13 protein-coding genes are annotated in these 12558 nt (G+C 65.0%); 7 read left to right on the forward strand and 6 right to left on the reverse strand.

What is annotated here, in order from left to right; all coding sequences use genetic code 11:
• The first annotated feature begins 210 nt into the window (after positions 1–210).
• From ACQP1T_RS38215 to ACQP1T_RS38235, 5 genes are all read left to right on the forward strand, one after another.
• The gene (locus ACQP1T_RS38215; RefSeq protein ID WP_433757812.1) at positions 211–1179 is read left to right on the forward strand and encodes an alpha/beta fold hydrolase; all 969 of its coding nucleotides are present in this window, start codon (positions 211–213) and stop codon (positions 1177–1179) included.
• 231 nt (positions 1180–1410) lie between these two features.
• Positions 1411–1698 carry a hypothetical protein gene (locus ACQP1T_RS38220; protein ID WP_433757813.1) on the forward strand — a complete coding sequence of 96 codons (288 nt, stop codon included), beginning with the start codon at positions 1411–1413 and terminating at the stop codon, positions 1696–1698.
• Between the two features lie 355 nt (positions 1699–2053).
• Complete coding sequence (locus ACQP1T_RS38225; RefSeq protein WP_433757814.1) at positions 2054–2884, forward strand: hypothetical protein; 831 nt, start codon at positions 2054–2056, stop codon at positions 2882–2884.
• A gap of 30 nt (positions 2885–2914) precedes the next feature.
• Positions 2915–4855, forward strand: coding sequence for a fumarate reductase/succinate dehydrogenase flavoprotein subunit (locus ACQP1T_RS38230; protein ID WP_433757815.1), 1941 nt, complete (start codon positions 2915–2917; stop codon positions 4853–4855).
• A 2-nt stretch (positions 4856–4857) separates the two neighbouring features.
• Complete coding sequence (locus ACQP1T_RS38235) at positions 4858–5604, forward strand: succinate dehydrogenase/fumarate reductase iron-sulfur subunit (protein ID WP_433757816.1); 747 nt, start codon at positions 4858–4860, stop codon at positions 5602–5604.
• A 56-nt stretch (positions 5605–5660) separates the two neighbouring features.
• Here the strand turns inward: ACQP1T_RS38235 and ACQP1T_RS38240 are convergent, their stop codons facing one another.
• The 4 genes from ACQP1T_RS38240 to ACQP1T_RS38255 all read right to left on the reverse strand — a co-directional run bounded on the left by ACQP1T_RS38240 (position 5661) and on the right by ACQP1T_RS38255 (position 7382).
• Positions 5661–5783 carry a hypothetical protein gene (locus tag ACQP1T_RS38240; RefSeq protein ID WP_433757817.1) on the reverse strand — a complete coding sequence of 41 codons (123 nt, stop codon included), beginning with the start codon at positions 5781–5783 and terminating at the stop codon, positions 5661–5663.
• A gap of 235 nt (positions 5784–6018) precedes the next feature.
• The gene (locus ACQP1T_RS38245; RefSeq protein ID WP_433757818.1) at positions 6019–6246 is read right to left on the reverse strand and encodes a DUF397 domain-containing protein; all 228 of its coding nucleotides are present in this window, start codon (positions 6244–6246) and stop codon (positions 6019–6021) included.
• Positions 6247–6258: 12 nt separating this feature from the next.
• Positions 6259–6456 (reverse strand): DUF397 domain-containing protein, encoded by a 198-nt coding sequence (locus ACQP1T_RS38250; RefSeq protein WP_433757819.1) that lies wholly within the window; start codon positions 6454–6456, stop codon positions 6259–6261.
• Entirely contained in the window at positions 6453–7382 is a 930-nt protein-coding gene (locus ACQP1T_RS38255; protein WP_433757820.1) for a helix-turn-helix domain-containing protein, read from the reverse strand. Before ACQP1T_RS38255 ends, ACQP1T_RS38250 begins: the two co-directional genes overlap by 4 nt.
• A gap of 484 nt (positions 7383–7866) precedes the next feature.
• Here ACQP1T_RS38255 and ACQP1T_RS38260 point away from each other — a divergent pair, with 484 nt between their 5' ends.
• Both ACQP1T_RS38260 and ACQP1T_RS38265 read left to right on the forward strand, forming a co-directional pair.
• On the forward strand, positions 7867–8157 hold the full coding sequence (locus ACQP1T_RS38260) for a hypothetical protein (RefSeq protein WP_433757821.1): 291 nt from the start codon (positions 7867–7869) through the stop codon (positions 8155–8157).
• On the forward strand, positions 8157–8363 hold the full coding sequence (locus ACQP1T_RS38265; RefSeq protein WP_433757822.1) for a hypothetical protein: 207 nt from the start codon (positions 8157–8159) through the stop codon (positions 8361–8363). Before ACQP1T_RS38260 ends, ACQP1T_RS38265 begins: the two co-directional genes overlap by 1 nt.
• A gap of 152 nt (positions 8364–8515) precedes the next feature.
• Here ACQP1T_RS38265 and ACQP1T_RS38270 read toward each other — a convergent pair whose 3' ends face one another.
• Positions 8516–9463, reverse strand: coding sequence for a DNA-3-methyladenine glycosylase family protein (locus tag ACQP1T_RS38270; RefSeq protein WP_433757823.1), 948 nt, complete (start codon positions 9461–9463; stop codon positions 8516–8518).
• A 313-nt stretch (positions 9464–9776) separates the two neighbouring features.
• Complete coding sequence (locus ACQP1T_RS38275) at positions 9777–12542, reverse strand: FAD-binding and (Fe-S)-binding domain-containing protein (protein ID WP_433762536.1); 2766 nt, start codon at positions 12540–12542, stop codon at positions 9777–9779.
• Between the last annotated feature and the right edge of the window lie 16 nt (positions 12543–12558).

Consider the following 12558-nt stretch of genomic DNA (forward strand, 5'->3'; position numbering starts at 1 on the left):
GACGTCTACCGGAATCTAGCGCCTGACCTATCCATTCATAGATTTACCGATCCACGGACCCGAGGGCCCGGGGTCAGGTCGATCAGCGGCGTCAGTTGGACAACGCGTACATAACGGACGGTATGGCGCGCTAACGGTGCGGGAATCCCGCCCGACAACCGGGCAAGAACGCTCCGAACCGGGTGTCCTACCAGACACAGGAGAATCGTCATGTCCACGACGACTGCCCGGCGAGCCGCCGACTACGACGGCCACCGGATCACGGTATCGGCCGACGACGGCACCCCGATCGCGGTCCGCATTTTCGGCGACGACGATGCGCAACTGACCGTCGTCTTCGCGCACGGTCACTGCCTGCGCACCGAGTCCTGGTCTTTCTTGCGCGATCAACTGCAGCGGCACTGGGGGACGGACGACGTGCGGATGGTCTTCTACGACCACCGCGGGCACGGTGAATCGGGCGTCGCCCACCCATCGACCTACACCATCGATCAACTCGGCCACGATCTCGACGCCGTACTTCGCTCGGTCGCGCCGACCGGCCCGATCGTCCTCATCGGACATTCGATGGGCGCGATGGTCACCCTCGCCTACTCCCGACTGTTCCCGGCGACCATCGGCACCCGGGTGGTCGGACTCTGCCTGATCGCCGGTGCGGCCAATGGCATCACCGAGGTCGGACTCGGCCGTTTCCTGAACCGGCGCGCGGTGAGCTCGTTGCAGCTCGCGGTGCTGCGGGCACCCCGGATCATGCAGGCCTCCAAGCGGCTCTCGCGCCGGATCTTCGAGCCGATCACGCGCGAGGCGAATATGGGCACCAAGCGGACCAATCCGCGCATGGTCGCGGTGGCCGCCGCGATGATGAACGACACGCCGCTGCTCACCATGTCGAGTTTCCTTGCCTCGCTGATGGCCTTCGACGAGTCCGCGTCGCTGCACCGACTCGGCGGCATTCCGGCGCTGGTGTTGGCCGGTTCGGCAGACATCGTGGTGCCGTTCGCGCATTCGGTGGTACTCGCCTCGCAACTGGCCGGCTCGGAGTTGGTCCGGCTCGACGGCGCGGGGCACAGCGTGCACCTGGAGCGGGCCGAGGAGGTTGCGTTGTCGATCGTCGCGCTGGTCGACCGGGTCATCGCCGCCATGGAAGGTCACGGCCCCGGATACGCCACCGCCAGCTGACCGGACGCTCCTACGAACTCACAACCGTCAGGTAGCCAACCGGCGACAACCTTCGGGCGAACCACTGAAATTGTGGCCACCACGAGCCAAAACCGAATTCCTCACGTACTGTGTTAAAGATCACGTTGTGTGGTGAGTCACACGACTCGGTAGAGCGCGTTCCCAGGCAGAACATGGGACCGACCGCCGCCATCGAGCTCGTCTGCCCGCCAAGGAATACAGGAGGTATCGATGACACGCAGCGACATAGCGGACCTGCGCTACGCGGTCGGCCAGCTCCGGCAATCCATCGGCGCACTGCGCTCGCACTACGGCGACGCCAACTCGGTGCGACGACTGGAGAACGACCTCGAGCGGCTCGTCATCGATGCCGACGAACTCGAACAGTCGCCGCCGCAGGAGATCGAGCGCCGTCCGCAGGAAGTCATCTACGTACCGGACAGCAAATCCGACGAAGCCGCGTGGATGGGCGCACAGGACGAGGGCCTCGGCTTCCACTCCCGCCCGCGCACAAAGTAATCCGGTTCGCCGCCCCGGCTCTCCCCGTGCCTTTTGCCGGTCATATGTGCGCGACCCGGCGGCGGTCGAGCACGTGGTGACCCTGGGCGTGCCCGACAAGTTACCCATGTCCTTGCGAAATCAGTTGGTGCGTTGCGCGCAGTTCTGACCTGACCTGCGCAAAGGTCCGGATCGACCCCGCTGTGTGGCGACCGAACCTGGATCGAATGTGGTGCAAATCACGGCCCCATGGGCGGCTCGGCTTTGCCGGGACCCCGTTGAGCGATAGCTGGGGTGTCGTATGGTGCTCAGCATCACATTCGATTGCGGAGGTCACGGCGACCATCCGCACAGCAGATCAGCGAGGCATCCACCTGTGAGTGCCGCACCGACCGCCGCCCCGGAAACGGGCACCGGCGTCTTCAGCAAGACCAGGGCCGCCATTTCCGCGCGCACACTGCGCACCGACCGGTGGTGGGTCCCACCGCTGGTGACCGCCGTCGGACTAGCCGCGTTCGTCATCTACGCGACGATCAGATCGTATGTGCGAACGGCATATTGGGTTCCGGAGTACCACTACCTGACGCCGTTCTACTCGCCATGCGTGAGCAGCGACTGCGTCGAGGGCTCCAGCCATTTCGGCGCGTGGTTCGGCCACATCCCGGCGATCCTGCCGCTCGGCTTCCTTGTGCTGCCGTTCCTGCTCGGGTTCCGGCTCACCTGCTACTACTACCGCAAGGCCTACTACCGCGCGGTGTGGTTCTCCCCGCCCGCGTGCGCGGTCGCCGAACCGCACGCCAAGTACACCGGCGAGACCAAACTGCCACTGATCATCCAGAACGTGCACCGCTACTTCTTCTATGTGGCCGTGCTGGTTTCGCTGATCAACACCTATGACGCGATCACCGCGTTCCACGGCGAGACCGGCGGCTTCGGCTTCGGTCTCGGCAATATCGTCCTGACGGGCAATGTGCTGCTGCTGTGGGCCTACACGCTGTCGTGCCATTCCTGTCGGCACATCATGGGCGGCAAGCTCAAGCACTTCTCCGCCCACCCGGTGCGGTACTGGTTCTGGACCCAGGTCTCCAAGCTCAACACCCGGCATATGGCGCTGGCCTGGACCACCCTCGGCACGCTCGTGCTGACCGACTTCTACGTGATGTTGGTTGCCAGCGACACGATTTCGGATCTGCGGTTCATCAACTAACCGCCCTCACAAACCAGGAGTTTCGCGGCCATGCCAGAAGTGGAACGGCACAAGTACGACGTCGTCGTCATCGGTGCCGGGGGCGCCGGACTGCGCGCGGTGATCGAAGCACGCGAACACGGTCTCTCCGTCGCGGTGGTGTGCAAGTCGTTGTTCGGCAAGGCGCACACCGTGATGGCCGAGGGCGGATGCGCCGCATCGATGGGTAATGCCAATGAAAAGGACAGCTGGCAAACCCATTTCAAGGACACTATGCGTGGGGGCAAGTTCCTCAACAACTGGCGCATGGCCGAATTGCACGCCCAGGAGGCGCCCGACCGGGTGTGGGAACTGGAAACCTATGGGGCGCTGTTCGATCGGACCGCCGACGGCCGGATCAGCCAGCGCAACTTCGGTGGCCACACCTACCCGCGACTGGCGCACGTCGGCGACCGGACCGGACTCGAGATCATCCGGACCATGCAGCAGAAGATCGTTTCGCTGCAGCAGGAGGATTTCGCGGAGACCGGCGACTACGAGTCGCGCATCAAGGTTTTCGCCGAATGCACCATCACCGAATTGCTCAAGGACGGCGACCGGATCGCCGGTGCGTTCGGATACTGGCGAGAATCCGGCCGGTTCGTGCTGTTCGAGGCGCCCGCCGTGGTGGTCGCGACCGGCGGCATCGGCAAGTCCTACAAGGTCACCTCGAACTCGTGGGAGTACACCGGTGACGGCCACGCGCTGGCACTGCGGGCCGGCGCGACGCTGATCAATATGGAATTCCTGCAGTTCCATCCGACCGGCATGGTCTGGCCGCCCAGTGTGAAGGGCATCCTGGTCACCGAGGGCGTGCGCGGCGACGGTGGGGTGCTCAAGAACACCGAAGGCAAGCGGTTCATGTTCGAGTACATTCCGCCGGTCTTCAAGGGCCAGTACGCCGAGACCGAGGAAGAAGCCGATCAATGGTTGCGCGATAACGACTCCGCCCGCCGCACACCGGATCTGCTGCCGCGCGACGAAGTGGCCCGCGCCATCAACTCGGAGGTGAAGGCGGGACGCGGCACCGAACACGGTGGCGTGTACCTGGATATCGCCTCGCGCCTGCCCGCCGAGGAGATCCGGCGACGGCTTCCCTCGATGCATCATCAGTTCAAAGAGCTTGCGGACGTGGACATTACGAAGGAGCCGATGGAGGTCGGTCCGACGTGCCACTACGTGATGGGCGGCATCGAGGTCGATCCGGATACCGGTGCGGCGACCGTGCCCGGCTTGTTCGCCGCGGGTGAGTGTTCCGGCGGTATGCACGGCTCGAATCGGCTCGGCGGCAATTCGCTGTCCGATCTGCTGGTATTCGGGCGGCGGGCCGGACTCGGCGCCGCGACCTACGTCGAACAACTGTCCGCGCGGCCCGCGGTGGCCGATGCCGATATCGATGCGGCAGCGAAAGCCGCTGTGGCGCCGTTCGATCCGCCCGCCGAAGGGACCGGAGAGAACCCCTACACCCTGCACACCGATCTGCAGCAGGCGATGAACGACCTGGTCGGCATCATCCGCAAGGAACACGAATTGCAGGAGGCCATCGATCGCCTCGCCGAACTGCGGACCCGCTTCAACAGCGTCACGGTGGAGGGCCACCGGCAGTTCAACCCGGGCTGGCACCTGGCCCTCGATCTGCGCAATATGCTGCTGATCAGCGAATGTGTGGCGCAGGCGGCACTGCTGCGCACCGAGAGTCGCGGCGGACATACCCGCGACGATTTCCCCGCGATGGATCCGGAGTGGCGCAACAAGTTGCTGGTGTGCGCGATCGATCCCGCCGATGCGGACGGACCGGTGCCCGGCGTGCGGGTCACCCCGGAAGACCAGATCCCGATGCGGGACGACCTGCTCGCGCTCTTCGATCTGGGTGAGCTCGAAAAGTATTACAACCCAGCCGAACTCGCCTCCCATCCGGCGGGTTCGGTTTCGGCCACGGAAGGCGAGGCGTAAGAATGGGTTACGACGCCAAATTCCGCGTGTGGCGCGGTGATATCGACGGCGGGGAATTGCAGGACTTCACCGTCCAAGTGAACGAGGGCGAGGTGGTACTCGACATCATCCACCGGCTGCAGGCCACCCAGGCCCCGGATCTCGCGGTGCGGTGGAATTGTAAAGCCGGTAAATGCGGTTCGTGTTCGGCCGAGGTGAACGGTCGACCGCGGCTGCTGTGCATGACCCGGATGTCGACCTTCCAGCCGGACGAGCTGATCACCGTCACGCCGATGCGCACCTTCCCGGTGATCCGGGATCTGGTGACCGATGTGTCGTTCAACTACCAGAAGGCAAGGGAGATACCGTCTTTCACGCCGCCGGTGGATCTGAAGCCGGGCGACTACCGGATGCAGCAGGTCGATGTGGAGCGCTCCCAGGAGTTCCGCAAGTGCATCGAATGTTTCCTGTGCCAGAACACCTGTCACGTGGTCCGCGACCACGAGGAGAACAAGGAGGCGTTCGCCGGTCCGCGCTTCCTCATGCGGATCGCCGAATTGGAGATGCATCCGCTCGATGTGGCCGACCGTCGCGATCTGGCTCAGGAAGAGCAGGGGCTCGGACTCTGCAATATCACCAAATGCTGCACCGAGGTCTGCCCGGAGCACATCAAGATCACCGATAATGCCCTGATTCCGATGAAGGAACGGGTGGCGGACAAGAAATACGATCCGCTGGTCTGGTTGGGCAACAAGCTCTTCCGGCGCTGATCAACCAATAGTGGACCACCGGCCGGGGTAGAAATACCCGGCCGGTCGGCGCACCCTTATAACAACGTCACAACGCCCACGGCGACGACCCACACGAGCACCCCGACGAAAAGCGCCGAGAGGAACGAGCCGGTCAGGACGAATACGCCGACCGCGGACACCGCGAAAAGCAGTGCCACGATCAGCCATTCAACCCAATCGCCCGGCCGCAATTTCTTGTACCGGGGATGGGAACTCTTGAGCCCACGGTCCACAAGAAGTGGGCTACCCGTAATGACCCTCGGCAAACGCGATTTCGTTGTCGAATCTGCGCTATTTCGTGATCTTTCCGCGCACATCCGATCATTACTGCGGCGTCCGGTCCGCGCTCAGGTGACCGGACCCGGCGGGCACGACACCGCCGGGTCCATCGCCCTACGACTGCGGCCGGTCGAACTCACCATCGTGCACACCCGCCGTGAAGGCGGCCCACTCACCAGGCGTGAAGACCAGGACCGGGCCCTCGGGATCCTTACCGTCGCGCAGCGCTACGTGCCCGGCATCCAATAGCGCCACCTCGACGCTGTCCTTACCCGCGCCCTCCCCGGCCTTACGCCAGACCGCACCGGTCAGATCTACTTTCGCGCCCTCGTTGATGCTCACGCCCGCAACTCCTCAGAACTCGCCGTCCGCAACACCTGCGGTGAAAGCGTCCCATGCGCCCGTGCCGAAGACGAGGGCAGGTCCGCCGGGATTTTTGCTGTCGCGTACGCCGACCCGGCCACCCGCGAGAAAGGCGACCTCGACGCAGTCCTTGCCCGCACCGCTGCGGGTGCTCTTGAACCATTGCGCGCCAACCAAATCCATACTCATGCCACATACTCCTTCGCTATCTGCCGGAGCAGATGTCTACTGGGTTGAATATCCAGCGCGCAGCGCTGGAGGCACTCGTGCGCACGATCGTACCGCCGGACATCCGCATGTCTTTCGAGGTAAAGATCCCCCGTGAAGCCCTCCGCGTACACCACCGGCGGCTCGATCGGCTGGCCCTTGCTATCGATACCGAATTCGAGAACCGTGAACGGTCCGGTGGACACTCCGAGCGGAACACCGGCCGTGAACGGCAGAATACGCAGCGAGATATTGGGTTGGGTACTGATATCGGCGAGATGACGTAGCTGCGCCGCCATCACCTTGGCGCCACCGACCACCCGGCGCAAAACCGACTCGTGCAAAATCACGTTCACCGTCGCCGGTGCGACCTTGCGGGTGATCAAAGCCTGACGCTGCATACGCAATTGGACCCGGCGTTCGATCTCGGCGTCCGATTCGTTCGGGTAGCCGAGACGATTGAGGGCTCTGGCGTAGTCGGCGATCTGTAGTAGGCCGAGTACGATTTCGGACTGGTAGGAGGTGAGTTTGTGCGCCGATGCCTCCAAACCGACATAGATGTCGAAGTTTTCGGGGATGAGATCGCCGTAGGCATGCCACCAGCTCTTGACGGCGGCTTGCTGAGCGAGGCCCTTCAGACCGTCGGACAGTTCGTCCGGTATGCCGTAGATGCGACACAGTTCTTGGATATCGATGGTTCGAATGCGGTCGGCCTGGCCTTTTTCCAAGCGCTGCAACGTGCTTGCGCCCCACTCCATCAGCCTGGACGCCTCCGCGATGGTGAGGCCCGACTGGGTGCGCCAGTCCCTGAGGTATCTGCCGAGCTGGCGTCTGGGTAGAGTGGAGGCGGCGTTCTCAGGGGATAGCCGGTCCGGAGTTTCCGACGCTCTTGCCGAATTCGCTGACACAGCACGCTCCGTTCTGTATTCAACTGCGACACTCCCGGGCCCCTACGTGGTCACGCAGGCTCCCGCCTCCGGGCCCGTCACTCACGCCGCGGGCTCGGATGCTCACCCAAGGGTTTGCTCCGGGGGCGACCCACAAGCTCGGTTCCCCGTCACTTCGCTTGGGCAGAGGGCTTTTTCGTCCACTATGGAGAATCCTCCCTTTCCTGCTGGGTTTTGTGCTGGGAATTCGCCTCAAATCTTTGGATATCCACCAAGGACGCTGTTCGCGACCTACCGCGATGGTGTGCTGGGAGTGTGCCCGGAGCGGATCAGGCGCCCTTCCCTCCTCCTGTGAAACCTCCGGGCACACACAGTATTCGATGGCGACGCTCGCGGCGCCCTCCGTGGTCACGCAAGCTAACGCCTCCGGGCGCGTCGCGAGCGTCGCAGGAATCGCACGTAGGAACGAGGAGTCATGGCTGTAAGTGTCATAGCGTCGTCCTTGATGACCAGCGATTTGACCCCGCATCGCGCCCGCAGCGTCGGGGAGCAGAGCTGGGTGGTTTCCTATTTGCCCGGACGCACGCTGACCTGCGACCAAGCGGTCGCCGCACTGAAGGTTGCTGAAGTTGTGCCATCGCTGTTCGCCGCGGTCGGCGATCTCGCGGACGAGGTCGGCCTGACCGTACTCGAGGCGGTGGGTATGGCGGTTCGACAGGCCCCATGGGATCAGGGACCGATCTCCCGATACACCCGACATGTCCGCTCGGTGCGCCGCCGGGCGGAGGTCGCCTGATGCAACTCACCAACCTGCACATGCCCGTCGCATCCCTATTGGCCTGCGGAAACGACCCTGGTGTGCTGACCACCGAACAAGCCCACGCCGCAATGCAATTGCATATCGACTGCACCGTCGACCGGTGCCTGGTCCGCCGTGCGGCGCGGACCACGCTGGTCGAGGCCGGCAAATGCGTGCTGGATGAGCGCGCGCTGCCGTTATGAGGTCGCACGCCGAGCCGGCGGGCATACCGGAGGTGCTTGCCGACTGCATTCGGGTGCTGCGCTGGGTGACCGCGGAGTCCCTGGCACATCGACGTCACGCTGTCGCGCGGACGAAATACGGCCTACCGAAACGAGCGGTCCAGCGGATCCGCTCAGTGCCAGGTGTGATCGGTGAGCGGGGTGCGCGGGCCGAACTTCGGCTTGTGCGCGTAACCGCTGATCTCCAGCAGGCGGACGGCCCGATAGCGATGTGGCCGTAGCGGTTCCAGATATTCGACCATCGCGTCATCGTCGATGGGTTCGCCGAGCAGGGTCCAGCCGACGATGGCCGCCAAGTGGTAGTCGCCGACCGAGAGGGCATCCGCGTCACCGAAGGCGCGCTGCCCGATCTCGGCGGCGGTCCACACCCCGATGCCGGGCACTGTGCGCAGGCGACGGGCGGCTTCGGCCGGACTTTCGGCCGCCGCCCGTTCCAGCGCGTCCGCCACCCGGGCGGCGCGCACGATTGTCTGCGCGCGCTGTGGGCCGACATTGGCGCGGTGCCAGGTCCAGGACGGGATCGTGCGCCAGGTGTCGGCGTCGGGCGGCAGCAGCAGCCCGGCGGGCGCCGGGCCGGGTGCGGGAGATCCGAACTGCCGCACCAGCTTTCGCCACGACGCGCGGGCCGAGACGGTGTGCACCTTCTGTTCCAGCACGGCGGGCACCAATGCCTCGAAGACCAGGCGGGTGCGCAGCATGCGCAGTCCGGGAAAGCGGCGGTGCGCGTCGACGATCTTCGGATGTTCGGGCGCGAAGTCGGAGACGTCCTCGTCCAGGCACAGCATGTGGTCGAGTCCGTCGAGGAATTCGGTCGCGCCCGGACCCCAGGCGCGGGCGTCGACGGTGTGGCGATCGGACTGGGTCAGGCGGTAGGTGACCGGGCCGGTCGGCATCCGGGAGGCATGCCAGTGCGCGCCGTCGTGGGTGAGCTGGTGACACGGGTCGCCACGGCCGCGGGACAGGGGCGCGAGGGTGGGCGCGAGATCGATCGGCCGTTCAGCCGTGACCGTCCTGGTCAGGCCTGCCCGGCTCAGGTCCGGCGCGGCCGTCTGATTGCGCACCGACTCATTGTGCCCCGCTGGCCGGGTGGCTGGCGCGCGGGCCTCGAATGTCGCCCGGCTGACAATTATTTCGGTCCGAATGTGCGATTTGCCATACCGATTCGGCATAATCGCAGATCCCGGCTATTTTGTAACGCGACGAATAACGGTGGCGATATTGATGCGTTCGGCAAACAGCTGGCAGTCGCCATATCGGAGGTAGGAAATGATCACCAACGCGCTCAACTGGTTGCTCAATGCCTGGGGTGCGGTTTCCGCGGGTAGCTCGGGTTACCAGATCCCGCCCGGCACGCTGCCGTTCGGCAGCTGAGGCTCACTCGCCGAGCAGGAATTGCGCGAGGTGTAGCCCTCGGCGGCCGCTCAGCTGCATGGCTTGGGTTCGACATGAGAACCCGTCGGCTATCAAGATCGAATCATCGTCGGCACTTCGCAGTGCGGGCAGCAGGCCATTCTCGGCGACGGCGACCGAAATGTCGTAGTGGTCGGATTGCATTCCGAAGTTCCCGGCAAGACCGCAGCAGCCGGTGACCTCTGTCACATTTATCTGCATGCTAGCTAATAGTTGGCGATCTTCTTCGAAGCCGAGCACGGCATGGTGATGGCAATGCGGTTGGACGACCACCGACTTTCCCGGTCGCGCTGGCGGCCGCCAGTTCGGCTGTTCGGCAAGGAATTCGGCGAGGGTCCGCACGGCGGCGGCGGTCGCGGCCGCGCGCGGGTCATCCGGTAGCAGTTCCGGCAGGTCCGCGCGCAGCACCACGGTGCAGGACGGCTCGAGGCCGACGATGACGCCACCCCCTCGCACATGCTCATCCAGTTCGGTCAGTGTTGCGCGCAGCCGGGCCCGAGCACCGTCGAGTTGTCCGGTGCTGATCCAGGTGAGACCGCAGCACACGCGCCGTCGCGGAATGCGGACTCGATAGCCGAGCGATTCCATCAGTTGCACTGCGGCCTGGGCTATTTCGGGGTCGAAGGCGTCGGTGAAGGTGTCGATCCACAGCAGCACCTCGGGTGCCGCGCCCGCATCCTGCCGGTCGTGCCAGTTCCTGCGGAAACTGCGCTCGGCCAGTCGCGGTACCGCACGGCGCGGATCAATTCCGCCCACACGCAGGGCGATTCGGCGCAACCACCCGATTTCGGCCAACGTATTCACCGCTCGCGGCATGCGACCGGCGACACCGAGCCAGCGCGGCAGCCAACCCAGAGCGTAGTGATCGATCGGACGCGGGCGATGCCGATAGCGACGATAGAGCGCCTCGGATTTATAGGTCGCCATATCGACCCCGGCCGGGCAGTCGGAGCGACATGCCCGGCAGGACAGGCACAGATCGAGTGATTCGGCGACCGCCTCGGAGGACCAGGGGAGCGCGCCGCGCACCACCTCCTGCAGCACCCGCGCACGACCGCGAGTGCTGTCTTTCTCGTCGGCGGTGGCCAGATACGACGGGCACATGAAACCACCGGCCGCGCGGGTGTCGGCGCGGCATTTGCCGATACCGACGCAGCGATGCACGGCGGTGGCGATATCGCCGTTGTCGTGCGGAAATGCGAAACCAGCCTGACCTGTGGCAGGTCGCACCCCGACCAGTCGCAGATCGGAATCGATGGGGCGCGCATCGACCAGCACGCCCGGGTTCAACACATCGTCCGGATCGAAAAGCGCCTTGTATCCGGCGAATACGTCGAGTGCGTCCTGGGAGTACATGATCGAGAGCAATTCCGAACGGGCCCGGCCGTCGCCGTGCTCGCCCGAGAGTGAGCCGCCGTAGCGGACCACCAGCTCGGTCGCGTCCTGGATGAAGCGCCGAAAGCGTTGCGGCGCATCGGCGATCGGCAAATCGAGACGGACGTGGATACACCCGTCGCCGACGTGACCGTAGAGCAGTCCGTCCACGCCGTGGTCCTGTGTCAACGTTGCGAAATCGCGCAGGTACGCACCGAGATGCTGCGGCGGGACGGCCGCATCCTCCCAGCCCGGCCAGGCCGGATGACCCGCCGGAGTGCGGCCGGCCAGTCCGGCGCCCTCCGCCCTGATTCGCCACAGTGCCGCGGCGACACCGGGATCGGTGACAATCCGGGAGTCCAGCGCGTCGACGGTTCGGCAGAGCTTCTCGGCCGTGGCATATGCCTCGGCGGGAGTATCACCGGCGGACTCGACGAACAGCCAGCCGCTACCGCGCGGCAGTTCCGGCACACCGCTGGTGGCGCCGCGGTGCACGCGCACGATGTCGACAAGTCGCGCGTCTATGCCCTCTACCGCAAGGGGATCGCAGGCCATCACCGCCGCGACATCGTCTGCGGCCGTGGCGATATCGGGATAGCCGAGCACCGTGAGGACGGTGGCCTTCGGCAACGGGACCAGATCCACCGTCGCTTCGAGCAGCAACCCGCAAGTCCCCTCGGTGCCGACGAACGACTTCGCAACCGCCGAACCCCGTTCCGGCAGTAAATGTTCCAGCCCGTAGCCGGAGGCCTGCCGGTCGAATCGGCCGAGTTCGGTGCGGATCACCGCGAGACTCGCCCTGGTGAATTCGGGCAGGCCGGGAATCGCGGACGGGTCGGCCGCCAGCGTCCGTTCGGCGACCGTCCCGTCCAGTATGCGCAGCTCACGCACATTATCCGAGGTGCGCCCCCAGGCCACCGCATGTGGTCCGCACGCATTGTTGCCGATCATCCCGCCCAGCGTGCACCGATTCTGCGTCGACGGATCGGGCCCGAACCGCAATCCGTGCACTGCGGCCTTGCGCTGTAATTCCGCGAGGACGACACCGGGCTGAACGCGTGCGATGCGCCGTTCCGGATCCAGCTCACCGATGCCGTTCATATACCGGCTGAAGTCCAGCACGATCCCGGGACCGACGGCATTGCCCGCCACCGACGTCCCCGCACCCCGCGCGGTAACCGACAGCCCATTGCCCCTCGCGAATTCGAGCGTGCACGCCACATCCTCGGTCCCGCGCGGAAAAACAACCGCGGCCGGGAGCACCCGATAATTCGACGCATCCGAGGAGTATTCGGCGCGCCGACGCAAGGACGCGTCGACCTCACCCGCGATCCTGCGACGCAACGCATCGGACATCTGGTCCTCGCTCACC

Source organism: Nocardia sp. CA-135398, from assembly GCF_050955845.1.
Classification (GTDB): Bacteria; Actinomycetota; Actinomycetes; order Mycobacteriales; family Mycobacteriaceae; genus Nocardia.